General features: G+C 59.4%; 25 protein-coding genes, 1 tRNA gene and 1 pseudogene. 19 read left to right on the top strand and 8 right to left on the bottom strand.

Features of this window, described 5'->3' with window-relative positions; genetic code table 11:
• Window positions 1-49 precede the first annotated feature (49 nt).
• A complete protein-coding gene (locus AB4N33_RS13355) occupies window positions 50-1,090 on the bottom strand; it encodes a patatin-like phospholipase family protein (protein WP_460117006.1) in 1,041 nt (346 codons plus the stop codon).
• A gap of 219 nt (window positions 1,091-1,309) precedes the next feature.
• Here AB4N33_RS13355 and AB4N33_RS13350 point away from each other — a divergent pair, with 219 nt between their 5' ends.
• The 3 genes from AB4N33_RS13350 (at window position 1,310) to AB4N33_RS13340 (ending at window position 3,437) form a co-directional block, all read left to right on the top strand.
• Window positions 1,310-1,588 carry a hypothetical protein gene (locus AB4N33_RS13350; RefSeq protein WP_368553346.1) on the top strand — a complete coding sequence of 93 codons (279 nt, stop codon included), beginning with the start codon at window positions 1,310-1,312 and terminating at the stop codon, window positions 1,586-1,588.
• Window positions 1,589-1,629: 41 nt separating this feature from the next.
• The gene (locus AB4N33_RS13345) at window positions 1,630-2,397 is read left to right on the top strand and encodes a CHAD domain-containing protein (RefSeq protein ID WP_460139892.1); all 768 of its coding nucleotides are present in this window, start codon (window positions 1,630-1,632) and stop codon (window positions 2,395-2,397) included.
• A gap of 242 nt (window positions 2,398-2,639) precedes the next feature.
• Entirely contained in the window at window positions 2,640-3,437 is a 798-nt protein-coding gene (locus AB4N33_RS13340; RefSeq protein ID WP_476457519.1) for an acyl-CoA thioesterase, read from the top strand.
• Here the strand turns inward: AB4N33_RS13340 and AB4N33_RS13335 are convergent, their stop codons facing one another.
• Together AB4N33_RS13335 and AB4N33_RS13330 are read right to left on the bottom strand one after the other, a co-directional pair.
• On the bottom strand, window positions 3,438-3,803 hold the full coding sequence (locus AB4N33_RS13335) for a terminase (protein WP_460117003.1): 366 nt from the start codon (window positions 3,801-3,803) through the stop codon (window positions 3,438-3,440).
• A 200-nt stretch (window positions 3,804-4,003) separates the two neighbouring features.
• Entirely contained in the window at window positions 4,004-5,485 is a 1,482-nt protein-coding gene (locus AB4N33_RS13330; RefSeq protein ID WP_460117002.1) for a methyl-accepting chemotaxis protein, read from the bottom strand.
• A 176-nt stretch (window positions 5,486-5,661) separates the two neighbouring features.
• Here AB4N33_RS13330 and AB4N33_RS13325 point away from each other — a divergent pair, with 176 nt between their 5' ends.
• The 9 genes from AB4N33_RS13325 to AB4N33_RS13285 all read left to right on the top strand — a co-directional run bounded on the left by AB4N33_RS13325 (window position 5,662) and on the right by AB4N33_RS13285 (window position 13,370).
• Window positions 5,662-6,192, top strand: a complete 531-nt coding sequence (locus tag AB4N33_RS13325; protein WP_476457518.1) for a hypothetical protein — start codon at window positions 5,662-5,664, stop codon at window positions 6,190-6,192.
• Between the two features lie 72 nt (window positions 6,193-6,264).
• Complete coding sequence (locus AB4N33_RS13320) at window positions 6,265-6,456, top strand: PLDc N-terminal domain-containing protein (protein ID WP_476457517.1); 192 nt, start codon at window positions 6,265-6,267, stop codon at window positions 6,454-6,456.
• A 234-nt stretch (window positions 6,457-6,690) separates the two neighbouring features.
• The gene (speE, locus tag AB4N33_RS13315; protein WP_460117000.1) at window positions 6,691-7,566 is read left to right on the top strand and encodes a polyamine aminopropyltransferase; all 876 of its coding nucleotides are present in this window, start codon (window positions 6,691-6,693) and stop codon (window positions 7,564-7,566) included.
• A gap of 101 nt (window positions 7,567-7,667) precedes the next feature.
• A protein-coding gene (locus AB4N33_RS13310; protein ID WP_476457516.1) for an IS3 family transposase occupies window positions 7,668-8,803 on the top strand; the annotation gives its coding sequence in 2 pieces (ribosomal slippage) (window positions 7,668-7,917 and window positions 7,917-8,803; 1,137 coding nt in all).
• Between the two features lie 228 nt (window positions 8,804-9,031).
• A complete protein-coding gene (locus AB4N33_RS13305; RefSeq protein WP_460116999.1) occupies window positions 9,032-9,265 on the top strand; it encodes a hypothetical protein in 234 nt (77 codons plus the stop codon).
• 199 nt (window positions 9,266-9,464) lie between these two features.
• Complete coding sequence (locus tag AB4N33_RS13300) at window positions 9,465-9,809, top strand: ribonuclease E inhibitor RraB (RefSeq protein ID WP_192301951.1); 345 nt, start codon at window positions 9,465-9,467, stop codon at window positions 9,807-9,809.
• Window positions 9,810-10,197: 388 nt separating this feature from the next.
• A complete protein-coding gene (locus tag AB4N33_RS13295; RefSeq protein ID WP_476457515.1) occupies window positions 10,198-11,607 on the top strand; it encodes a circularly permuted type 2 ATP-grasp protein in 1,410 nt (469 codons plus the stop codon).
• A 12-nt stretch (window positions 11,608-11,619) separates the two neighbouring features.
• On the top strand, window positions 11,620-12,570 hold the full coding sequence (locus AB4N33_RS13290) for an alpha-E domain-containing protein (RefSeq protein ID WP_460116997.1): 951 nt from the start codon (window positions 11,620-11,622) through the stop codon (window positions 12,568-12,570).
• Entirely contained in the window at window positions 12,567-13,370 is an 804-nt protein-coding gene (locus tag AB4N33_RS13285; RefSeq protein ID WP_460139888.1) for a transglutaminase family protein, read from the top strand. The genes AB4N33_RS13290 and AB4N33_RS13285 overlap by 4 nt, the downstream gene beginning before the upstream one ends.
• Window positions 13,371-13,404: 34 nt before the next feature.
• Here the strand turns inward: AB4N33_RS13285 and AB4N33_RS13280 are convergent, their stop codons facing one another.
• Together AB4N33_RS13280 and AB4N33_RS13275 are read right to left on the bottom strand one after the other, a co-directional pair.
• Complete coding sequence (locus AB4N33_RS13280; protein WP_476457514.1) at window positions 13,405-14,226, bottom strand: c-type cytochrome; 822 nt, start codon at window positions 14,224-14,226, stop codon at window positions 13,405-13,407.
• 87 nt (window positions 14,227-14,313) lie between these two features.
• Complete coding sequence (locus tag AB4N33_RS13275) at window positions 14,314-14,532, bottom strand: hypothetical protein (RefSeq protein WP_476458859.1); 219 nt, start codon at window positions 14,530-14,532, stop codon at window positions 14,314-14,316.
• Window positions 14,533-14,801: 269 nt separating this feature from the next.
• Between AB4N33_RS13275 and AB4N33_RS13270 the strand changes: the two genes are divergently transcribed.
• From AB4N33_RS13270 to AB4N33_RS13260, 3 genes are all read left to right on the top strand, one after another.
• Window positions 14,802-16,007, top strand: a complete 1,206-nt coding sequence (locus tag AB4N33_RS13270; RefSeq protein ID WP_476457513.1) for an acetyl-CoA C-acetyltransferase — start codon at window positions 14,802-14,804, stop codon at window positions 16,005-16,007.
• Between the two features lie 20 nt (window positions 16,008-16,027).
• A complete protein-coding gene (locus AB4N33_RS13265; protein WP_476457512.1) occupies window positions 16,028-18,172 on the top strand; it encodes a 3-hydroxyacyl-CoA dehydrogenase NAD-binding domain-containing protein in 2,145 nt (714 codons plus the stop codon).
• A gap of 105 nt (window positions 18,173-18,277) precedes the next feature.
• Entirely contained in the window at window positions 18,278-19,000 is a 723-nt protein-coding gene (locus tag AB4N33_RS13260) for an amidotransferase (protein WP_476457511.1), read from the top strand.
• Between the two features lie 72 nt (window positions 19,001-19,072).
• Here AB4N33_RS13260 and AB4N33_RS13255 read toward each other — a convergent pair whose 3' ends face one another.
• The 3 genes from AB4N33_RS13255 to AB4N33_RS13245 form a co-directional block, all read right to left on the bottom strand.
• Window positions 19,073-20,044: a magnesium and cobalt transport protein CorA gene (locus AB4N33_RS13255; RefSeq protein ID WP_460116991.1), complete on the bottom strand. Its 972-nt coding sequence runs from the start codon at window positions 20,042-20,044 to the stop codon at window positions 19,073-19,075.
• A 141-nt stretch (window positions 20,045-20,185) separates the two neighbouring features.
• Complete coding sequence (locus AB4N33_RS13250; RefSeq protein ID WP_476457510.1) at window positions 20,186-20,908, bottom strand: 1-acylglycerol-3-phosphate O-acyltransferase; 723 nt, start codon at window positions 20,906-20,908, stop codon at window positions 20,186-20,188.
• A gap of 248 nt (window positions 20,909-21,156) precedes the next feature.
• The gene (locus AB4N33_RS13245; RefSeq protein ID WP_460116989.1) at window positions 21,157-21,846 is read right to left on the bottom strand and encodes a crotonase/enoyl-CoA hydratase family protein; all 690 of its coding nucleotides are present in this window, start codon (window positions 21,844-21,846) and stop codon (window positions 21,157-21,159) included.
• 307 nt (window positions 21,847-22,153) lie between these two features.
• Between AB4N33_RS13245 and AB4N33_RS13240 the strand changes: the two genes are divergently transcribed.
• The 4 genes and pseudogenes from AB4N33_RS13240 to AB4N33_RS13225 all read left to right on the top strand — a co-directional run bounded on the left by AB4N33_RS13240 (window position 22,154) and on the right by AB4N33_RS13225 (window position 23,494).
• Window positions 22,154-22,243 (top strand) — tRNA-Ser (locus AB4N33_RS13240).
• Window positions 22,244-22,552: 309 nt separating this feature from the next.
• The gene (locus tag AB4N33_RS13235; RefSeq protein ID WP_460116988.1) at window positions 22,553-22,750 is read left to right on the top strand and encodes a hypothetical protein; all 198 of its coding nucleotides are present in this window, start codon (window positions 22,553-22,555) and stop codon (window positions 22,748-22,750) included.
• A gap of 44 nt (window positions 22,751-22,794) precedes the next feature.
• A pseudogene (locus tag AB4N33_RS13230) lies at window positions 22,795-23,114 on the top strand (YbjQ family protein).
• 164 nt (window positions 23,115-23,278) lie between these two features.
• A complete protein-coding gene (locus tag AB4N33_RS13225; protein WP_460116986.1) occupies window positions 23,279-23,494 on the top strand; it encodes a glycosyltransferase family protein in 216 nt (71 codons plus the stop codon).
• The last annotated feature ends 50 nt before the right edge of the window (window positions 23,495-23,544 follow it).

Here is a 23,544-nt window from a genome sequence, read left to right as displayed (position 1 = left end):
TGGGAGCGGGCTTGCTCGCGAAGAGGCCGCGACAGCCACCCCAGAACCGTCAGGACTCGCGCTCACTCTCATACCGATCCAACGTGTCCCGTGCAATCTCCCGCCCCAGCGCGATCAACTCCGGTGCCTTGTAGAACTCGAAAAACCGGCACACCCGCTTCGGCACGTTGATCAGAATGTCGGGTGGATAACCGGCGATCTTGTACTGCGCCAGCGACGTCTGCATCACTTCGAAGCTCTGGTTGATAAGGTCCAGCAGGGACGCCGGCCCGACGTTATCGATGATGAACGAGCCGGTGGCCGATTTCGGTGCGCCATCGCGCTCCGGAGCGGCCGCCGGTTGCTGGGCTTCGGGTGCGGCGGATTCGATCCATGGATTGATCTCGGCGGCCTCGGCGATCAAGGCTTCTTTCTCGAGTTGCAGCAGCTTTTCCGCCTGCTTGCGCCGGAACGGCATTTTCGAACCCACCGAACTCATCAGGTTGTCGAAACGTGTGCGGAAGGCGGCGGGACGCTGGATCACCGGCAGTTTGTAGTGACCCTGGTTGGTCGAGTTGAGGTTCACCGCGATGATCAAGTCGCAATGGCTGGACACCACCGGCACGATCGGCAACGGGTTGAGAATGCCGCCATCCACCAGCATGCGGTTGCCCTGCATGACCGGGGTGAACAGGCTGGGAATGGCGGCCGAGGCGCGCATCGCCTGGTGCAGGCAACCTTCCTGGAACCAGATTTCCTGCTGGTTGGTCAGGTCGGCGGCCACTGCCGTGTAGGGAATGCGCAGGTCCTCGATATTGATCTCGCCGACGATCTTGCGGATCTGCCCGAAGACCTTTTCCCCGCGAATCGCGCCGAGGCGAAAACTGACATCCACCAGGCGCAACACATCCAGGTAGTCCAGGCTTTCGATCCAGTCGCGGTATTCATCCAGTTTGCCGGCGGAATAGATCCCGCCCACCACTGCCCCCATCGAGCATCCGGCGATACAGGCAATGTCATAGCCACGCCGTTCGATCTCCTCGATGACCCCGATGTGGGCGTAACCCCGCGCTCCCCCGGAGCCCAGTACCAGCGCGACGCGCTTTTTCATGAATCGCCCTCGTCTGTCCAGGCTCAACAATGCACCCATCAAGGGGGGCGCTTCAATCGCCGGAGTCGCTCCACCCCCTGAACGCGTCGTTTTTTCGACACTCGATGATGGCAGATGGTTATTCTTACCAACGCTAGAGTTTCAGCTGCAGGCCAAGGCACTTTTCACGTGTGGCAACGTCTTAGCAGCACGACTGTTTCCAATATCGAGGAGTAAATGATGAAAGCGTGGATCTGCGTGCCGATGATTGCCCTGGCACTCGCTGGTTGTGCCGGTAAAACCGCTTATCGTGAGAGCTGCGGGAGCCAGATCGATGCCGCGTGGCATGAGCTGGACCTGGCCAAGGCCGAAGGCTTTGCCGGTACGGTCAGTTACTCCAAGGCGCTGTCGCTGCTGACCGGGGCCAAGACCCAGCAGCAGTTCGAAGCCTACGAGGGCTGCACCAGCAAGGCGGAAAAGGCACGCTTCTACATTCGTGAGTCCCGCGCGGGCCGTTGAGGCATGATGCAGGATTGAGCCTGGGATGCAGGGAGTAAACGATGTCTGCTTTGGTTGATCGGTTGGTGGCCCATGTCCTGGGTATCGAGGTCCGCTTGTTGGCCTGTCAGGCGCGTTTACAGGCGCGCACTGACCCCGAGGCGCTTCACGATCTGCGCACCACGGTTCGCCGTTTGCGCAGTCTGCTGCGGCCGTTGCGCGGTTTGCCGGGGGTCGAGCAACTGGAAGAGGCGGCCTCCCGGGTCGGCCAACTGACCACACCACTGCGTGACCGCGAAGTGCTGGCGGCCTATCTGGTTGAGCACAACCAGCCCGAGGCGGCACGGCGGCGCATGGCGCAGATGGCCCAGGCGTATCCGGCGGTGGCGGCGAGCACCGAGCTCACGCAGTTACAGACTATCCTCGCTGCCTTCCCGCGTTTTCTGCGCGCAGCGCAACATCAGGGGTTACTCAAGGGGTTGCGCAGGCAGATCGAGAAACGCCTGGCCAAACAGTGGAAGATACTCGATGAGGCCCTGCACGATCCGGCGCATGATCGCCACCGCCTGCGCCTGCTGATCAAGCGCGTGCGCTACGGCATAGAAGCCTACCCGGAACTCGATCGCCTGCCGAAACCGGCCTTGCCCAGACTCAAGTCTGCACAGGGCGCCCTGGGTGACTGGCACGATGCCTGGCAATGGCTGGCCCGCGCCGAGGAAGAGGCCGATCTGCAACCGTGCGTGGCCGCGTGGAAAACCACCCTGGCCGAGGCCGAAGGCCGTGCCGACAAGGTGCTCGATAAACTCAGCAAGGCCTGCTTCAAATCCTGAGTCGAACACCGCCCCCACCTGTGGGAGCGGGCTTGCCCGCGATGAGGCCAGCACTTGCAACATCAATGTGACTGACCGATCGCTATCGTGGGCAAGTCGAATCGTCGCACCACCGCCCCCACAGGGGCGGGTTGCGCAGACAGATCGGCCCATCTGTCAGTGATTTTGTCCGGAATAAACCCTGTGCCAGCCCCCGGTGCTCGCTAATATCCCTCCATCCTTTTTCGGTTCCTGAGGTCCTCATGCGCTTTTCCGATCTGCTCGATGCCGTCCGCAGCCAGCCGTTGGAGCTATCTATCCCGGCCGAATGGGCGCAGGGCCGGGCCAGCTTCGGTGGGCTGGTGGCGGCGCTGCAATACGAAGCCATGCGTGCGAAGGTCCCCGCCGATCGTCCCGTGCGGTCGCTCGCGATCACCTTTGTCGGGCCCGTCGAGCCAGAAGTGCCGGTCCGTTTCGAAGTCGATGTGCTGCGCGAAGGCAAGGCCGTCAGCCAGGTACTGGGGAGGGTTGTGCAGAAGGACCAGGTCGTGACATTGATCCAGGGCAGCTTCGGCGCCTCGCGGCCGTCCGAGGTGGCGGTGGCCGCCACGTCTGCTCCATCGATGAAGCACTGGGACGAGTGCCAGGAGCTGCCTTACGTCAAGGGCGTGACCCCGGAGTTCATGCGCCATCTGGCGATGCGTTGGAGCGTGGGCGGTCTGCCGTTCAGTGGCAACAAATCCCGCGAGATGGGCGGCTGGGTGCGCTTGCGTGGGGACGTAAAGGAAGAGGCGGTGAGTGAGTCGCACATCCTGGCACTGGTCGATGCCTGGCCACCGTCGCTGTTGCCGCACCTGAACAAACCGGCGATGGGCAGCACGCTGACCTGGACCATCGAATTCGTCCAGCCGTTGCTCGAGCTGAGCACACTGGACTGGTGCAAATACCTGGTTGAAATCGAACATGCCGCTGACGGCTACGGTCACGCGGCGGCCAAACTCTGGAACGTGGACGGTCAGTTGATCGCCATGAGTCGGCAGACCGTGACGATTTTCGCCTGATCAGTTTCGACGGTGGCGTTCACGCCAGGCGCGCCACCAGCCACCGCTGAGTAAAAAACGCGGAAAGGTCAGGAACTGCTCGACCATTAAACGCGACACCGCGTCCTTACGATCACTGAATGGCTCGGAGGCTTGCGCCTCCAGACTGTGGCCGTGGCGTTGCAGGCCCAGGGCCGCCAGCAAGCCGATGACGCCAATCGCGAAATTCGCAAAGTTCAGGCTGAACACCCCGGACACCATCAGCAAAAATGCCACGATGAACAGCGGCACGGCAATCAGGTGCAGCACCAGGTTGGTCGGGTGCTGGTGGTTGCCCGGATACGCGCGCCATTGCCAGGCGGGGAGGTTGGGGTGACGTTTGCCCATGATGCCGATCCTTAATCCATGTTGAACATGATTGAAGAATAGGCGTGGGACGGGAGGGGAGCGAATCGAGGTTGGCTATTGGGGTGATAGGCGGTCATGTCTTGGATAGGTGTTGACCGGGTAGGCACCATCGCGAGCAAGCTCGCTCCTACAGGGAGGGCGGGTTCCACTGTAGGAGCGGGCTTGCCCGCGATGCGGTCTCAGAGCTTCAGCTGACCAATCGCCTTGCTCAACTCCCCAGCCAGCGCCGCCAGCTCATTACTGGTCGTCGCCGAATCCACCGTTTGCTGCACGGTATTCTCGGTCACATCACGAATACCCACCACCGCACGGTTCATCTCTTCGGCCACCTGGCTCTGCTGTTCCGCAGCCACGGCAATCTGCGTGTTGCTTTCACGCATTTGCGCGACGGCGCCGGTGATCTCCACAAGCGCGGCTCCGGCTTCCTGCGCCTGTTGCACGCAATCGTCGGCCTTGTACGAGCTTTCCTGCATGAAGTCCACGGCATCCCGAGTGCCGGCCTGTAGCGCCGAGACCATCAGCGTGATCTCGTCGGTGGAAATCTGCACGCGCTTGGCCAGGTTGCGCACTTCATCGGCCACCACGGCAAAGCCACGCCCCATTTCCCCGGCGCGGGCCGCTTCGATGGCCGCGTTCAATGCCAGCAGGTTGGTCTGCTCGGCGATGCTGTGGATCACGTTGACCACACCGTTGATCTTCTGGCTGTCCTCGGCCAGGCGCTGAATCATCTCGGCGGTCTGTTGCACGCCTGTGGACAACCCGGCAATCGACTTCTGCACACGAATCACCACTTCCTGGCCACTGCCGGCCAGGGTGTCGGCCGATTGCGAGAGGTCGCGGGTGGCGCCGGCGTGTTGGGCGATGTGGTGCACGGTGGCGGTCATTTCATTGATGGCCGTGGCCGCCTGGTCGGTTTCGCTTTGCTGGCCGAGCATGCCGTGTCGCACCTCGTTCATGCTCGAGGCCAGGCGCGCCGCGCCGACATCGAGCTGCCGAGCGGTGTTGGCCACGGTGTTGACCACCCGCTGATAACCGGCCTGCATCGCGTTGAATGCGCCGGCCATCTGGCCGACTTCGTCGGAGCACGCCAGCGGCACCCGTGCGGCTAGATCGCCGGTTTTCTCAACGTGCAGCATGACGTCTTTCAAGGTGTTGAGTTGGCTCAGCAGGAAGCGGATCAGCAACTGCGAGGCGCCAAGCATCGCCAGCATCAGGATGAACACCGCCACCGCGTAGTTGACGAAACGTTCGCCGAACACCTGGACCAGGCTCGGGCCGTGGGCGATCACGGCGACGCGCTGACCATCGGTGCGGGTCAACACCTCGGCACCCATCAACGGGTTCTCACCAAACAGCGGCATCGAATGGAATTCGACCCAGCCGTTGGCGTCCGTCAGTGCCTGGACGGGTTGCCCGTTCAACACAGGCGCCTGGCCACGGTTGAAGGTCAGCAGGTTGTCGTTCTTGGGCAACGCCTGCCCGGCCGGCCAGGCGGCGAGCAATCGCGCCTGGGCCTGGGCAGATGCCTGAGAAGCGTGGCTGCGGGCCTGCTGCTCGAGCTGTACGGCGTACAACACCAGCAACAATGTCGTGACGAAGGCGACCGCGTTGACCGCCCAAAATTTATATTTCAGCGAGATATTGCTAATCCAGGCACCCATGGAGGTTTTCTCTGATAGCGGAAACAGCATTGGCAAGGTGCCAGCATTGTGCCGCATACCGTGCCGTGGATGTTGATATGCGTCAACCTTCCCGTCGTCGCACCCGCCCAGCGATGAACGGCGTAATGCGCTATTCTTCGCGCCTTCAAAATTCCCTCGCTACAGGACATCGCCCCATGAAAGCCGCACTCGTCGAACTCATCAGCAAAATCAGCTCCGGGTGCATGGGCGAAGACGAAATTCTCAAGATCGCCGATGAGGCTGCGCAAGCCTACGCAGACCCCGGTGCTTTTCTGGCAGCCAATCCGGACATCAACTACGACGACACTTTCCCGATTCCATTGGGCGAGTGGGTCGCGGTCGGCAGCCTGCCGGAAACGGTGCTGTTCCAGGCTGACACTTACATGGACCTGTTTGCGCAGATCGTCGCTTCGTTCGGCCCGGACGTGGCGTTCAACATCAAGCCCAAGCAACTGGCGAAGACCGAGGCCTTGACCGCGCTCAATCGCATCCAGGTGCAGATGGGCAGCATGAACAAGGAAAATGGCGGTTACACACTGTTGAATTTCAGCCAGTTGCTCGACGACGAATTGCAGGTGGTGCTGGTCTACGGCAACGACGTCCCGCGTGTGCTTGAACTGTGCGCTCAAGTCGGCATCGCTGCTGCACCATCCCTCGAAGCATTAAAAGTGGCGATCCACGTTTAATCGAATAAAACGGAACCCTGGCAATGGCCGACTATTCTAAGAGGCACACCACTCTTAGTAGGGAGCGACACCATGGGTTCAACGTTCAATGGCGTGATTGGCCTGATCATTCTTGCCCTGGACATCTGGGCCATCATCAACGTGCTGAAAAGTGGCGCCAGCACCGGGATGAAAATCATCTGGGTGCTGCTGATCCTGCTCCTGCCGGTTCTGGGCCTGATCATCTGGGCCATCGCCGGACCGCGAGGTAATGTGCGGATCTGACACTATTCCCACGACACCACCGACCCTGTAGGAGCTGGCTTGCCAGCGATGGCAGCGGTGCGATCTGTCTGAATGACTTCAGTGAAGCCATCGCAGGCAAGCCAGCGCCTACAGAGGTTTGGTCCAGCCATCAACAGAGGTTCGACCTGTCATCTTGCGCAACGTAGAATGCGCGCCTTTCCATTACGGGCGGGTCACCGTCCGTTGCAACCCGCATTCCTCGGAGCACTTCCCATGACCACTATCCCGACAGGCGAGTACCTGGAAACCCTCTACGAAGGCTACGGCCAGCGTTTTCGCATGGAAAAACTGCTGCATGAAGTGCGCACCGAACACCAGCACCTGGTGATTTTCGAAAACCCGCGCATGGGCCGGGTCATGGCGCTGGACGGCGTCATCCAGACCACCGAAGCCGACGAGTTCATCTACCACGAAATGCTCACCCACGTGCCAATCCTGGCGCACGGTAACGCCAAGCGCGTGCTGATCATCGGCGGTGGCGACGGTGGCATGCTGCGTGAAGTGACCAAGCATCGCAGCGTCGAGCACATCACCATGGTCGAGATCGACGGCACCGTGGTGGACATGTGCAAGGAATTCCTGCCGAACCACTCCAAAGGTGCGTACGAGGACCCACGCCTGAACCTGGTAATCGACGACGGCATGCGTTTCGTCGCCACCACCACTGAAAAATTCGACGTGATCATCTCCGACTCCACCGACCCGATCGGCCCGGGCGAAGTGCTGTTCTCGGAAAACTTCTACCAGGCCTGCCATCGCTGCCTGAACGAAGGCGGCATCCTGGTAACCCAGAACGGCACGCCGTTCATGCAGATCGAAGAAGTCAAAACCACTGCCGGGCGCCTGCGCAGCCTGTTCCCGGACTGGCACTTCTACCAGGCCGCAGTGCCGACCTACATCGGCGGTTCGATGACCTTCGCCTGGGGCGCGACCAACACCGCGTACCGCAAACTGTCTCGCGAAACCCTGCAACAGCGCTTCGCCGGCAGCGGCATCGTCACCCGCTACTACAACCCGGAAATCCACCTGGGCGCTTTTGCCTTGCCACAGTACGTCCTGCAGGCCGTGAACAAGCCAAGCAACGACTAAAGGCTTAAACACCCCCTGTAGGAGCGAGCTTGAACTGGCCTAATGATTTTGGACACTTCAATCGGGCGCTATGATAGCGCCCAAATCTGAGGTGTTTGGATATGCGTAAATCCTATTCGAGTGAGTTCAAGCTCAAGGCTGCCAGCATGGTGTTGGATGAAGGTCAGCCGGTTACCGAAGTCTGTGCCAGCCTGGATATCGGCCCCACAGCCCTGCGCCGTTGGGTTGATCAAGTGCAAAAAGAGCGCTTGGGCTCGACTCCGGTGGGGGCCAAGGCGATTACCGCTGATCAACGAGAAATCCAGAGACTCAAAGCTCTACTCAGAGAGAAAGACCTGGATATCGAAATCCTAAAAAAGGCCAGTGCTCTCCTGCTTTTGGACGCCAAAGATCATTCACACTGATCGATGAGCTGGACGAGCAGTACGGCGTTAAAAAGTGTTGCCGGGCGTTTGGGGTCAACCGCAGTAGCTTTTACGCCTGGCGCAAGCGCCAAGGCAGAGCAAATCCTGAACGGGACAAGCTCAAAGCCGCGCTGGTCAGGCACCACAAGGCGTCCAGAGAGTCGGCCGGCGCACGTACTTTGTCCAAGGAGCTACAAGCCAAAGGGCATCGTATCGGGCGTTATATGGCTCGCAGTTTGATGCGCGAAGCTGGCATCGCTAGTCGTCAGCGCCGGCGCCATAAGTACAAGTCGCCGGGTGTGGAGGCCTTGGTGGCGCCGCACGTGCTCAAGCGAAAATTTGATGTGACGGCGGTTAATCAGGTGTGGTGTGGCGACGTGACATACATCAAGGTCGGCAAGCGGTGGATGTACTTCGCCGCCGTTTTGGATCTGTACGCTCGCAGGATCGTAGGGTGGTCGTTCTCGATGATTTCTGATGCCAACCTGACCTGCGAAGCGCTACGCATGGCGGTTGAGCTGCGCGGCCATCCCCAGGATGTGTTGTTTCATTCTGATCAAGGTTGCCAGTACACCAGCCATAAATTCCGAAATGCGCTTGTGAAACATCGGTTTAGGCAAAGTATGAGCCGTAAAGGCGAGTGCTGGGACAATGCCCCGATGGAGCGTTTCTTTGGTAGTTTGAAGTCCGAGTGGGTGCCTGAAACGGGCTACAAACTGGAGCATGAGGCCCGGGCAGATGTGCAGCGCTATGTCTCGCGCTACAACATCAGTAGGCCTCACAGCTATAACGACTACAGGTCGCCGGTCGTGAAGGAAAGGTTGGCGGCGTGAACCGTAATCAGTGTCCAAGATTACTTGACCAGTTCAGCTTGCTCGCGATAGCGGTAGACCAGTCGCCAGCTTTATATCTGGCACACCGCCATCGCGGGCAAGCCCGCTCCTACAGTGGAGTCCTGCTATTTATTTGTATCGGTGCATCGCAATCCATGTGAACGTTCCCCCAAGCCCAAAGTCCAGATAAATGTGAACCCACATACGGGTTTGTTCGAGGAGGCTTTGATGCAAAAGTGGAAAGTCACTTTCGTGGATGATCACGGCGAAACAGTCGATGAAGTCTTTGAGTGTGAGCAGTGCCCGGATAACGAGCAAGCCGCCAAACTCATCAAGGCTCGGCTCCTGCCAGTCGCCGCCGAACTGGATCTGAACGATCTGGAAGGGCGAACCAGCGACGCGAGTGTAAAAAGTCTCAAGATTCAGAACAGCATACAAATCCTCGGTATCTCCCCCGTCTGAAACACCTCACCGCACATCTGCTACAACCAGGCCTTGGCAGCTCGACTTGCAAGGGGCTAATCTGCAAGCGAGATCAGCGAATGGATCGCTAAGGTCTGGTCTTGTCAGCTACATGCTTGTTCCCATCGCAGTGCCCGCGTTGTTTGTGCGGGCGTAGGGAGTACGGAAAGTCTATCCATCGGTTTAAGGAGGACGTTTCATGAGCACAGAAGCCTATCAAGAAGACATCAGCAGCTCGGTGCTGCGCCGCATGAAAGAAGGCGGTTTCGATTTTTCACGGTTCCATCCCATCGAGTTCTACGCCATTTTCCCGGACGAGGAGCGGGCTCGCAGGGCGGCAGGGCATTACTGTGGTGAATCCTTGAATGCACAAGTCAGCGCGCGCGACGATGGCGCATGGTCTCTGGAACTGAGCAAAGTGATGTACGCCACCTACGACGGTATCGGCGACTTTGAGCAGGATTTCGAGGCCGTGGTCGAACCGCTCGGCGGCATCATCGAAGGATGGGGCGTCAAGCAGGAGGTGCGAGGGCGACTCGCCTGACAACCGCACTCAATAACGGCTGACCTTAGGGTTGGCCGTTTTCGTTTGAGCAGGGTGAAACCCGTCTTGGCAAAATCCTGAAACAAGAATGGATGACAAAAAAAAGCCGCCTGGAGAGGCGGCTAAAAGGGAAGTTCGGGGAGCAAATCCAGCGAATGGGTGGATTATCCGCATCGACAGCCGAGCAGTGAAATCAACTCTGGCTATGCTGCTGATAGACCGCAGCATTGCCTTGCAATGAAGCGGGGATGATCAGGTTGGAGCATTTGTCGCACAGGAATGGTGCGGCCAATGCAGTTTGAATATCCAACCGATTGATATTAAAGCGTTTATGCCGATGGCACGGGCCTTGCGAAGGCCTGTTAGTCCGGGTGACAAGGAGTACGGCATGATCCGCACCTATTACGATGAAATGTACGATGCCGGCGGCCAGGTTCGCCCGCATTACCGGGAATTTGCCCGTTGGCTGGCCGAAACGCCGGATGAGCTGCTGGCTCAGCGCCGTCGCGAAGCCGATCTGCTGTTCCATCGCGCCGGGATTACCTTCACGCTCTATGGGGACGAGCAGGGCACCGAGCGCCTGATTCCCTTCGACACCATCCCGCGCAGTATCCCCGCCAGTGAATGGCGGATTGTCGAGCGCGGTTGCATCCAGCGGGTCAAGGCGTTGAACATGTTCCTCGCCGACCTCTACCACGAGCAGCGCATCATCAAGGCCGGCATCATCCCGGCCGAGCAGGTGCTGGCCAACGAGCAATACCAGTTGGCGATGCAGGGGCTGGATCTGCACCGCGATATCTATTCGCACATCTCCGGCGTCGATCTTGTGCGCGATGGCGATGGCACGTACTACGTGCTCGAAGACAACTTGCGCACCCCCAGCGGTGTCAGCTACATGCTCGAAGATCGCAAGATGATGATGCGGCTGTTCCCCGAGTTGTTCTCGACCCAGCGCATCGCGCCGATCGACCACTACCCGAACCTGTTGCTCGACACCCTGAAAAGCTCCAGCCCGATCGACAACCCCAGCGTGGTGGTGCTGACGCCGGGGCGCTTCAACAGCGCGTTCTTCGAGCATGCATTCCTCGCCCGTGAAATGGGCGTCGAGCTGGTGGAAGGCGCCGACCTGTTCGTGCGCGATGACAAGGTGTTCATGCGCACCACGGACGGGCCGAAAGCCGTCGATGTGATCTACCGCCGGCTCGACGACGCATTCCTCGACCCGCTGGCGTTCAATCCGGATTCGATGCTCGGTGTTCCGGGGCTTTTGTCGTCCTACCGCTCAGGGAACGTGGTGCTGGCCAATGCCATCGGTACCGGCGTGGCAGACGACAAGTCGGTGTATCCGTTCGTCACCGACATGATCCGTTTTTACCTGGATGAAGAGCCGATCTTGAAGAACGTTCCTACATACCAGTGTCGTAATCCTTCCGAGCTTTCCCACGTCCTGGCCCATCTGCCGGACCTGGTGGTCAAGGAAACCCAGGGTTCCGGCGGTTACGGGATGCTGGTGGGGCCGGCCGCGACGACGGCGGAGATCGAGTCGTTCCGCGCGCGCATCAAGGCCAAGCCCCATGCTTATATCGCGCAACCGACGTTGTCTTTGTCGACCTGTCCGACCTTCGTCGAGAACGGCATAGCACCGCGGCATATCGACCTGCGCCCGTTTGTATTGTCAGGCCGCGAAACCCGGGTCGTGCCCGGTGGTTTGACCCGCGTTGCCCTGCGAGAAGGCTCCCTGGTGGTGAATTCCTCCCAGGGTGGCGGAACCAAGGACACCTGGGTGGTCGAGGATTGAAGGAAGCCTGCCATGTTAAGTAGAACTGCCTCGGATTTGTATTGGATGTCGCGTTACCTGGAGCGGGCGGAAAACCTCGCCCGGATGCTCGACATCAGTTATTCGCTGTCGCTGATGCCCCAGGACGGTCGTGGCGATGGTTTGCACGAACTGGCCATGCCGTTGCTGATCACCGGCACCCTGGACGATTACCTGGCGCGTCACGGCGAATTGCACGCCGAACGCCTGCTGCATTTCTTCGCACTGGACGCGGCCAACCCGGCGAGCATCTACAGCTGCCTCGGTGCCGCGCGGGCCAGCGCCCATGCGGTGCGTGGGCGGATTACTGCCGACATGTGGGAAAACATCAACGCCACCTGGCTGGAAATTCGCGGCATCGCCGAACAGGGTTTAAGTCGCTATGGCATGAGCCGTTTCTGCGAATGGATCAAGGAGCGTTCGCACCTGTTCCGTGGCGCGTCCTATGGCACGATCATGCGCAACGATGCATTCCGTTTCATTCGCCTGGGCACCTTTGTCGAACGGGCCGACAACACCTTGCGCCTGCTCGATGCCCGCTACGAAATGGCCGGCGACCAGGCCGAAGCGGTCAGCGACGGCACGGCTCACGCCTATTACCAGTGGAGTGCGTTGTTGCGCGCCTTGTCGTCGTTCGAGGCGTACACCGAAATCTACCGCGATGCGCCAGGTGCCCGGCAGGTCGCGGAACTGCTATTGCTGCGCGTCGACGTGCCGCGCTCCTTGCGGGCCTGCACCGAGGAAATCGACCAGATCCTTGCTCAGTTACCCGGTGCCAACGGCCGGCCTGCACAACGCCTCGCGGCGGAAATGGACGCCCGCCTGCGTTACACAGGCATCAATGAAATCCTCGAGGAAGGCCTGCACGCCTGGCTGACCGAATTCATCCCGCTGGTGCGCCAGTTGGGCAATGCCATACACAGTTCCTACCTGGAGGCGGCATGAGACTTTCCATTAGCCACGAGACCACCTATCACTATGAAGACCAGGTGCGCGCCAGCATCCAGTATCTGCGCCTGACGCCCCACGACAGCGAGCGCCAGCACGTGCTCAGCTGGCAACTGGACCTGCCGCGTCCGGTGCGTGCGCAGCTCGATCCGTTCGGCAACATCCTGCACGTGCTGACCATGGACGAGCCGCACGAAGCGATCATCATTGGCGCTCGGGGTCAGGTCGACATCGACGAACTGCGCGAAGCCGAGCACGAGAGCCAGTCGGCGCTGCCGTTCCTGCGGTTCACCCGATTGACCGAAGCCGACGAATCCTTGCGCGCATTTGCCGAAAAAACCTGCAAGACCCGCCGTGATCGCACGGCGCTGATCGACCTGATGCACGGCCTGAATGCGCACATGACGTACACGCCGGGCTCCACCGAGGTCGATACCAGCGCGTCCCAGGCGTTCGCCGGGCGTTCCGGTGTATGCCAGGACCACACCCACGCATTCCTGGCCTGCGCCCGCAGCCTGGGCGTTCCATCGCGTTATGTATCGGGCTATCTGTACAGCGAGAACTCAGAGCACCTGGCCAGCCATGCCTGGGCGGAAGCCTGGCTGGACGATGCCTGGTACAGCTTTGACGTGACCAATGAACTGGCCCGCCCCGAGCGTCATCTGAAGCTTGCGGTAGGCCTGGATTACCTGGACGCATGTCCGGTACGCGGAATGCGTCGGGGCGGGGGTTGCGAGCAGATGCACGCGAAAGTGCTGGTGTCGCCGACGCCGGTGATTTCGGCGGTGCAGCAATAAATTCAACGCCCCCCTACAGGGGGGCGGGTGCTGATCAGGGCTTAACCTTCCGCCCAGCCATGTGTTTCAAATACCCCACCAGCATCTCCAACTCCGCATCGGGCAACACCGCTGCCGCAAACCCGGGCATCTTCGCCTGCGGCCACTGCCGCAGGCTCTGCGGATCACGGATGTAGCGCTTGAGGAAGTCCGCCCCGAAATACTCGGTCGGGTTGAACGGGATATTCAGATCCGGGCCAAACTGTGCATCACCTTCGCCATTGAGGCGATGACACGCCAGGCAGTTTTTCTGGAACAGCGCAAAACCCTGGTTCACCGGATCGTCTGCCTTCAACTTTGGATCGGGTAACAGGGCCGGAAAACGCTCGGCCACCGGCGCCAGGCGCTTGATCGCCGCGACCTGGAACGGCCATTGTTCCGGGCTGATGTGCCCGGCCCTTGGATCGGTCCACACCAGATAAAACGGTCCCGCGCTCGGCTTGCCCGCTGACAGCGCCGGCCAGGGTTTGGCGGGGTCTTCAATCGCCAGCCAGGCCCGCGAGCCCTTGGTATCGAGCAACGGCGCAGCGGCCAGCTCGGCGGCGAACCCATCCAGCGCCACGGCTTGCAGGTGATCCTGTGGCGTGACGCCTGTGAGCAACGCGGCGAGAGGCACGGCGCGATAGTCCATGTCCTTTTTATAGGAAACGTCGTCCTTGATCGTGATGGTCTGGACCTGTGGATGCTTGAGCAAGTCTTCGGTTTGCCAGGTGCGGCTGGTTGCGCCCAGCTCCAGGTTCAGCTGTGCGGCATACAGGGGCGAACCCACCAACAGTGCCCCGATCAGAAAAAGCGTTTTCACATGTTCGCCGCCCATGTCGTGGAAGTGCCGCCAAGGGTGGCACAGCCATGCTGGCCCGGGTAGCGGGCCAGTCACATTTTTAACGAGGCGATAAAAACTGTGTCAGCCAATCACCTTGGTCAGGTTCGGCACGATCAACAACAGAGTAGTGGCGAAGAGAATGAGCCCGGCTTGACGAACTTTCGAATGTTTGAACATGGCTTGACCGCCTTTATTGTTATTTCCTGATGCCTGCCTGCATTTCTCCATGACGGCAGAGCGTTGCACTTCCTGTATGACGAGCGCTCGGCAAAACCCGACGACAACTTCGTACATGTTCACCTTAGGGCTCGTTGAGGCCCGCGTCAGCCGTGGCTTAGATCCATTTCATATGGTGCAGTCGAATAAAGCTTTAAAAACGGCATGAGGCCTATTGCCAGCTTCTTTGCCGGCCTTTTACTAGACGGCTCGGGATGCTGAGAGGCTTAATCCGGTAGCCGACTACCGTTCGTCTGAGCGTGTCCGTCAACCCGGCTGAGCATTGCGGTCATTGATTCGGCGCCGGCTCGGCCTATGGTGAAGGCTCGATGTTTTCACTGTCAGGTTCTGTCATGACCCAAGCTCTGATTTTCGACGCGTTACGCACGCCCCGTGGCAAAGGCAAGGCTGACGGAGCCTTGCACAGTGTCAAACCAGTGAATCTGGTGGCGGGATTGCTCACCGCCCTGCAACGACGCACTGAACTGGACACCCGTCAGGTGGATGACGTGGTCCTGGGCTGTGTGACGCCGGTGGGCGACCAGGGCGCCGACATCGCCAAGACGGCGGTGCAGGTGGCCGATTGGGACGTCAGCGTGGCGGGCGTGCAGATCAATCGCTTCTGCGCATCAGGGCTTGAGGCGGTCAACCTCGGGGCGATGAAAATACGCTCCGGTTTCGAGGATCTTGTGGTGGTCGGTGGCGTCGAGTCGATGTCCCGGGTACCTATGGGCAGCGACGGTGGCGCGTGGGCGCTGGACCCGGAAACCAACCTGCACAGCCATTTTACTCCGCAGGGCGTGGGCGCGGACCTGATCGCCACACTGGAAGGCTTCAGTCGCGAAGACGTCGATGCCTACGCGCTGCATTCCCAGCAGAAGGCCGCACGGGCCAGAGCCGACGGAGCGTTCAGCAAGTCACTGGTGCCGGTGCGCGACCAGAACGGCATCCTCCTGCTCGACGTTGATGAATTCATCCGCGCCGACTCCACCCTCGAAGGCCTGGGCAAACTCAAGCCGAGCTTCGAGATGATGGGCCAGATGGGTTTCGACGCCACCGCGCTGCGGGTCTACAGCCATGTGGAACGGATCAACCACGTGCACACGCCGGGCAACAGCTCCGGCATTGTCGACGGGGCAGCCTTGATGCTGATCGGCTCCGAAGCGAAGGGCCGCGAATTGGGCTTACAGCCACGGGCGCGGATTGTCGCCACGGCCGTCACCAGTACCGACCCGACCATCATGCTGACCGGCCCAGCGCCGGCGACGCGCAAGGCGTTGGCCAAGGCTGGGCTGCGGGTCGAGGACATCGACCTGTTCGAGGTCAACGAGGCCTTTGCCTCGGTGGTGCTGAAGTTCATCAAGGACATGGCCATCGATCCGGACAAGGTCAACGTCAACGGCGGCTCCATCGCCATGGGCCATCCGCTGGGTGCCACCGGTTGCGCGATCCTCGGCACCCTGCTCGACGAACTGGAAGCCCGAAGCCTGCGTTTTGGCCTCGCGACCCTGTGTGTCGGCGGCGGCATGGGCATTGCCACCATCATCGAACGCCTTTGAGCCTTCAAGGAAGCCTCTTCATGACGCAAGCCATTCGCTACGAACAAGGCCAGGACCGGATCGTCGTCCTGACCATCGACATGCCGGGCCAGACGGCCAACACCATGAACGCGGTGTATCGCGACGCCATGGCCGCCTGCGTCGCTCGCCTGGTGACGGAAAAAAACAACATTGCCGGCGTGATCATCACCTCGGCCAAGAAAACCTTCTTCGCCGGCGGCGACCTGAATGAGCTCATCAAGGTCGGCAAGCCCCAAGCCAAAGCCTTCTACGACATGGTGCTGACGCTCAAGAGCCAGTTGCGAACCCTGGAAACCCTGGGCAAACCGGTGGTCGCCGCGATCAACGGTGCGGCGCTTGGGGGCGGTTGGGAGATTTGCCTGGCCTGCCATCATCGAGTGGCGCTGGACAATTCGTCGGTACAACTCGGCTTGCCGGAAGTCACCCTGGGCTTGCTGCCGGGTGGCGGTGGGGTGGTGCGCATGGTGCGCATGCTCGGTCTGGAAAAAGCCTTGCCGTATCTGCTGGAAGGCAAGAAAGTCCGCCCCCAGCAAGCCTTGCAGGCGGGGTTGATCGATGAACTGGCGGCCGATGGTGATGAGTTGCTGGCCAAGGCGCGGGCCTGGATCCTGGCCAATCCGGTGGCAATACAGCGCTGGGATGTAAAGGGTTATCAGATTCCGGGCGGTACGCCATCGCACCCCAAAGTCGCGCAAATGCTGGCGATTGCGCCGTCGATCCTGCGCACCAAAACCCAGGGATGCCTCCCGGCGCCGGAGAAAATTCTGTGCGCTGCAGTGGAGGGTGCGCAGGTGGATTTCGACACCGCACACCTGATCGAAACCCGCTACTTCACCGAACTGACCACGGGCCAGATTTCGAAGAATCTGATTGGCACCTTCTGGTTCCAGCTCAACGAAATCAACGCCGGCGGCTCACGGCCCCAAGGGTTCGCACCGTACGTCACGCGTCGAGTCGGTGTGCTCGGGGCCGGCATGATGGGGGCGGGCATAGCCTTCGTCAGCGCCTCGGCGGGTATCGAAGTGGTGCTCAAGGACATCGATACGACGGCAGCCGAGAAGGGCAAGGCGCACTCTGCGGCATTGCTGGACAAGAAGGTCGCCCGTGGCCACATGACCTCCGAGCAGCGCGAAGCGATTCTGGCGCGTATCCATCCCACCGCAAGCGATGCAGACCTGGCCGGTTGCGACCTGATCATTGAAGCGGTGTTCGAAGATCGTGAGCTCAAAGCCAGGGTGTCATGCGCCGCCCAAAATATCGCCGGAGAGGATGCGGTGATCGCCTCCAACACGTCGACATTACCGATCACTGGCCTGGCTACGGCCGTGCCGCATCAGGGTAAATTCATCGGCCTGCATTTCTTCAGCCCTGTTGAGAAAATGCCGCTGGTGGAGATCATCAAGGGCGCAAACACCAGCGATGAAACCCTGGCTCGTGGTTTCGATTTCGTCCTGCAAATCAGGAAAACGCCGATTGTGGTCAACGACAGTCGCGGTTTCTTCACGTCGCGGGTGTTCGGTACCTTCACCAACGAAGGCATCGCCATGCTCGGCGAGGGTGTGAGCGCCGCGATGATCGAAACCGAGGCACGCAAGGCAGGCATGCCTATCGGGCCTCTGGCGATCTCTGACGAAGTTTCCCTCAGCCTGATGAGCCATATCCGTCAGCAAACTGCGAAAGACCTGAAAGCGGAAGGCAAGCAAATGGTCGAGCATCCAGCGTTTGCCGTCATCGATTTGTTGCTCAACGAGTACAAGCGGGCGGGCAAGGCCGCTGGCGGTGGTTTCTACGACTACCCGGCGGGTGGCCAGAAACACTTGTGGCCGGCGTTGAAAACCCGTTTCGAGAAAACCGACGGGCAGATTTCCCCGAAAGATATACGAGATCGCCTGCTGTTCGTGCAAGCCATCGAAACCGTACGTTGCGTGGAGGAGGGCGTATTGACCTCGACGGCGGACGCCAACATAGGTTCGATCTTCGGCATCGGTTTTGCGGCCTGGACCGGCGGAGCGTTGCAGTTCATCAATCAGTACGGCGTTAAGGACTTCGTCGCGCGCGCGCAGTATCTGGCCGAACAGTACGGCGAACGGTTTCTCCCGCCGGCCCTGTTGCTGGAAAAAGCGGCCAGGGAGGAAGTGTTTTAAGCGCGTTTTTGGGGACCAATGACGCAAGCCAGGGCTTGCCTGCCAACGTGTTTCGAGGCAGGCTCTGGTGTGTGCATTATTCCCATCACGTGTCAGGTATTTTTTATGTCGCTACGCATCTGCATTCTGGAAACCGACATCCTGCGTCCGGAACTGGTCGATCAATATCAGGGTTACGGGCAGATGTTCCAGCGTCTGTTTTCGCAGCAACCCATCGCGGCCGAATTCACCGTGTACAACGTGATGCAGGGCGATTATCCCCGTGATGACGAGACCTTCGATGCTTACCTCGTGACCGGCAGCAAAGCCGACTCCTTCGGCACCGATCCGTGGATTCAAACCCTCAAGGCCTATCTGCTGACCCGCTATGAACGTGGCGACAAGTTGCTCGGCGTGTGCTTCGGCCATCAATTGCTGGCGTTACTGCTGGGCGGCAAGAGCGAGCGCGCCACCCAGGGCTGGGGCGTTGGCACGCACAGCTACAAACTGGCAGCCAAGGCGCCGTGGATGAACCCGGTGCGCGAGGAGCTGACCTTGCTGATCAGCCACCAGGATCAGGTGACCACGCTACCGGAAAACGCCACGGTCATTGCTTCCAGCGATTTTTGCCCCTTTGCCGCCTACCACATCGATGACCAGGTGCTGTGCTTCCAGGGCCACCCGGAATTCATCCATGATTACTCGCGAGCCTTGCTGGATATTCGCCAGGAAGCGTTGGGCGAGCAAATTTACTCCAAGGGCATCAGCAGCCTTGAGCAGGAACATCACGGCACCACCGTGGCCGAATGGATGATGCGCTTCGTCGCGCACAAGCCACAGACTGTTTGAAACAGCATCGCGAGCAGGCTCGCTCCCACAGGGTCTGGCGTCTATCGCAGATCCAATGTGGGAGCGAGCGTTTTACAACCACCCCGACCTTTTGAAACTGCCCCAAAGCCCCGCACACCCCACCGCAATGAATCCCAACACCGTGAAATACCCGTAGTGCCACGTGAGCTCAGGCATGTTCTGGAAATTCATCCCGTAGATGCCGGCAATCGCGGTGGGGAACGCCAGGATCGCCGCCCATGCAGCAAACTTGCGCTGCACCACGCTCTGGCGTGACGCCTCCAGCAACACCCCGACCTCGATGGTCTGGCTGGCAATCTCCGCCAGTGTCGTCAGGTCTTCCATCTGGCGGGTCACATGGATTTGCACATCGCGAAAATACGGGCGCATGTTCTTGTCGATGAACGGGAAGCTGAGCTTCTGTAACTCCTCGCTGATTTCTACCATCGGCGCCGCATAACGGCGCAGGCGCACCACGTCCCGGCGCAGGCCATGCAGTCTCTGGATGTCGTGTTCATTCAAGGCGCTGCACAACACGTTGCGCTCCAGTTCGTCGATCTCGGCGTGAATGGCTTCGCCCACCGGCTGATAGTTTTCGATCACGAAGTCGAGGAGGGCATAGAGTACGAAGTCTTCTCCATGCTCGAGCAGCAGCGGACGCGCCTCACAACGCTGACGGACATGAGCGTAGGACGCCGAGTGACCATTGCGTGCAGTGATGATGTAGCCGTTGCCAGCGAAGATATGCGTCTCGATGAACTGCAATTTGCCGTCGTGACGGATCGGTGAGTAGGTGACGATGAACAGCGCATCACCGAACGTCTCCAGCTTCGGGCGGCTGTGTTTTTCCAGGGCATCTTCGATAGCCAGTTCGTGGAGGTTGAACTGGCGTTGCAGGTTGGCAAGCTCTTGCGCATCCGGCTCTTCGAGGCCGATCCAGACGAAGTGGTCAGGCTTGGCAGCCCAGGCGGCGCCTTCGTCGAGGGTGATATTGGTGACTTTTTTACCGGCGCTGTAAACCGCGGCAGCAACAACTCGACCCATGATTGAGTTTCACTTCTTCTTGGTGGGTGGTAACAGACAATCTTCAGCTTAGCCTTGTCTGTTGCTTGAGAGTCAGTGAAATCTGCGCAGTTCACCCGTCCTTCGCCGGCAAAAGAAAACCCGCACAAGGCGGGTTTGGTATTACGCGGCTTGCAGTTGCCGATCCATCGAGGCGATGCACTCACGCATCTGCTCGCGACACTGGGCGATCAGCTGCGGCATGTCGTCCAGGCTCAATCCTGCGGTCGGAATCGCTGGCAGCGAACGGATCAGAATTTTCCCACTGCGCCAGCGGTTCAATCGCATGTGCTTGACGTAAGTGCTGACACACACCGGCACGATCGGCACACCCGCGGCGATGGCCATCTGGAACGCGCCTTTCTTGAATGGCAGCAAATCCTCTCCAAGGTTGCGCGTGCCTTCCGGGAACACCCAGATCGACGTGTCCTCGTGCTGCAAGGTGTGTGTGGTGGTCAGCATCGAGCGGCGCGCCTTGTGCGCGTTGCCACGGTCGATCAGCACATTGCCTGCCAGCCAGAACAACTGGCCGAACAGCGGCACCCACTTCAGGCTTTTCTTGCCGATGCACACGGTACGGTGGGGCACCACGTTGCCGAATACGAACAAGTCATAGTTGGACTGGTGATTGGCGACGATCACGCAGCTCTGCGGTTTGTCCATCAAGGGACCGACGTCCGCCTTGACCCGCAAACGCAGAATGCACATCGCCGGCCAGGCATATAAACGTGCACAGAGTCGGCTGTTGTCCGGATTGAATGGCCGGCACAGCCCAAGAATCACGCCCAGTACACCGGCCAGAATAAAGTGCAGGCCCATCAACAACATACGAAACACGAACAGCATTTTGCAGGCCCCACCGGGACAAAAGGTGGCGCAGTGTACGGATGTGCACTGTTTTCGGCAATTACCCCGGTAGAGGTAGGAGATAGGCGATGTTTAAGTAAAAGTTTCCGACTACTTGGTCAGATGTGTTCTAGAGCGGTTGTAGGTCTTTTCCGATCACTGTTGTAAGAGCGAGCTTGCTCGCGATGAACGCGAGATCACCGCTGCGTTTCAGGCGTCTCGCGTTCGTAGGGGCATGGCCAGGGTATTTAAACCAAATGCTCCTGATCCATGATGATCGCGTTATCCAGCGTATCCAGCAGCGCCTTGCGCACTTTCAACTTGGTGTTTTTGTGCGCGCTCATGTTGATCTTCTTCAACTGGCGCGCCGCCGCCAACGCGGTTTCCTGCAGCGCTTCGGGCGCGACCACGACATCCAGGAATCCGGCATCCACCGCGCTTTGCGGGTTGAACATCTCACCATTGATCACCGAACGGTGAAACGCCGACTTGCGCAGGCGATCGCGGGCCAGCTCGATACCCGCGTGGTGCATGGTCATGCCGATCTGCACTTCGTTCAAACCGATGCTGAATGGACCGTCGACACCAATGCGGTAATCGGCCGACAACAACAGAAACGCCCCCTTGGCGACCGCGTGCCCAGGGCAGGCAACAATCACCGGGAACGGATGCGACAGCAGGCGCCGGGCCAGGGTCGAACCTGCGGTCACCAGCGACACGGCTTCTTTCGGCCCGGCGGTCATCACCTTCAAGTCGTACCCGCCCGACAGAATGCCCGGCGTGCCAGTAATGATCACCACCGCGCGATCAGTCACAGCCTGATCCAGCGCCGCATTGAATGCGGCAATCACGTCCGGGGAAATGGCATTGACCTTGCCGTTGCTCAAGGTCAGAGTCGCGATACCGTCTTCGAGGTGGTAGGAAATCAACTCACTCATGACGCTATTCCTTGTATGAAAGTTGAGGCAGACGTTACCCACCACCGTAAGCGAGGTAAAGCGCCGTGACTGACTCGCCAGTCACCGTTTTCAGCGGCCAGGCCCCGATGCAGCACGTCCACCGCGCATTGCCTTGCACAACGAAGCGGGAAGCCCAGCCGAAGATTGGCAGGTTTGCCATGCGCCAAAGCACGCGGAACGTCTAAATCGCTAACCGCATGAAAATTCTGCAAAAAAAAATTGCCATCGGAAATGCTTTCGACTACATTAGCGCGCCTCGACAGACAGAACATGTTTGAAGAGATACGGTGAAGTGTCCGAGTGGCTTAAGGAGCACGCCTGGAAAGTGTGTATACAAGAAATTGTATCGAGAGTTCGAATCTCTCCTTCACCGCCAAATTCGATGTAAACAGAACCCCTGATTTCGAAAGAAGTCAGGGGTTTTGTGTTTTCTTGGGGCTGATTTTTGAAGGGGCGTACCTGATCGTATTGATGTAGGACCTTCTGATAATGACGTAGGGCTTTTAACGTGTGTGTGGGACGTAAGGCTCCAACCCCTTGTTGTCAGAGGCTATTTCGGTAAACGGTGTAAAGTCAGCGGATTTGAGGAGGGCTGTTCATACAGGGCTTTTAGCGTCGAGAATGGTTCAGCGGATGGTGTTGATGACGCCGCCCTTCATAATCCCGGAATGGACGCAGGTACGTTATGCAGGAATTCACCCCCAAACAGGCAGAGCTGGAGAAGGTTCACGTGGAAATCGTCAAGCTGATTGCGGAGCAACGAAAGTTGAACGCTGAGGCCGGCAAGATGACCTGTGAAGTTTTCTGGTATCCGGTGACTGTCGCCATCGGTCTGATCGGCACGGTGGCCACCGTCACGACGTTGCTGCTCAAAGTCCTCTAGTTTTGCTGCCTGCCCTTCAACCAGGGCCATGAATAGGAAATTCCATGATCACCACCACGACCCACGCCATCGAAGGCCGACAAATCACGGCTTACCTGGACGTTGTCAGCGCCGAGTCGGTACAGGGGGTCAACGTTATCCGGGATATGTTCGCCGGGATGCGCGACTTCTTTGGGGGCGCTCCCAGACATTGGAACGTGCACTGAAGGAAGCTCGGATTCAAGCCACTGACGAGATCAAGGAGCGGGCCCGGGCACTTCAGGCCGATGCGGTGGTAGGGCTTGATTTCGAGATCAGCATGCCAGCCGGGAAGGGCGGGATGGTGGTGGTTTTTGTGACCGGGACAGCCGTCAAGCTGCGTTGACCGAATCAGGACAACACAGGCGCCAGAGCGCTCCATTCGTCGGGCATCGTGCCTCTGAATCACAAGTCCACTAATGACCGGCTAGTCTCAAATGCTTGGCGGTCGATAGGTTTCAGGCAATAGGGCTTGCCGATGTCGACCCCACTTTTGAAAGGGGTGCTGAAATGGCTGATCCGTATATCGAAGACGATGGTGCTGAGTTTCCAATCAACAACTGCGTGCAGTGCGGCCAGACCGAGTACATGGTGGGCTTCGGTGATGAAGAGGTCAGGCTCGACAAGATGAAGACCACGGTGCGCCTGGGCCCGAAAGCGAAATTCATGCCCAGGGTAGCGGCTCCGGCCAAGAGGGAGCAGGTCGTTCACGGACCCCGCCATTGAGCGATTTTTGCCGCGTTTAGAGGAGTGTTTATCGACGTATTTCTGCGTCC

The sequence above is a fragment of the Pseudomonas sp. S1_E05 genome (assembly GCF_056337105.1).
This window is presented reverse-complemented; position numbering and strand designations above follow the sequence as displayed.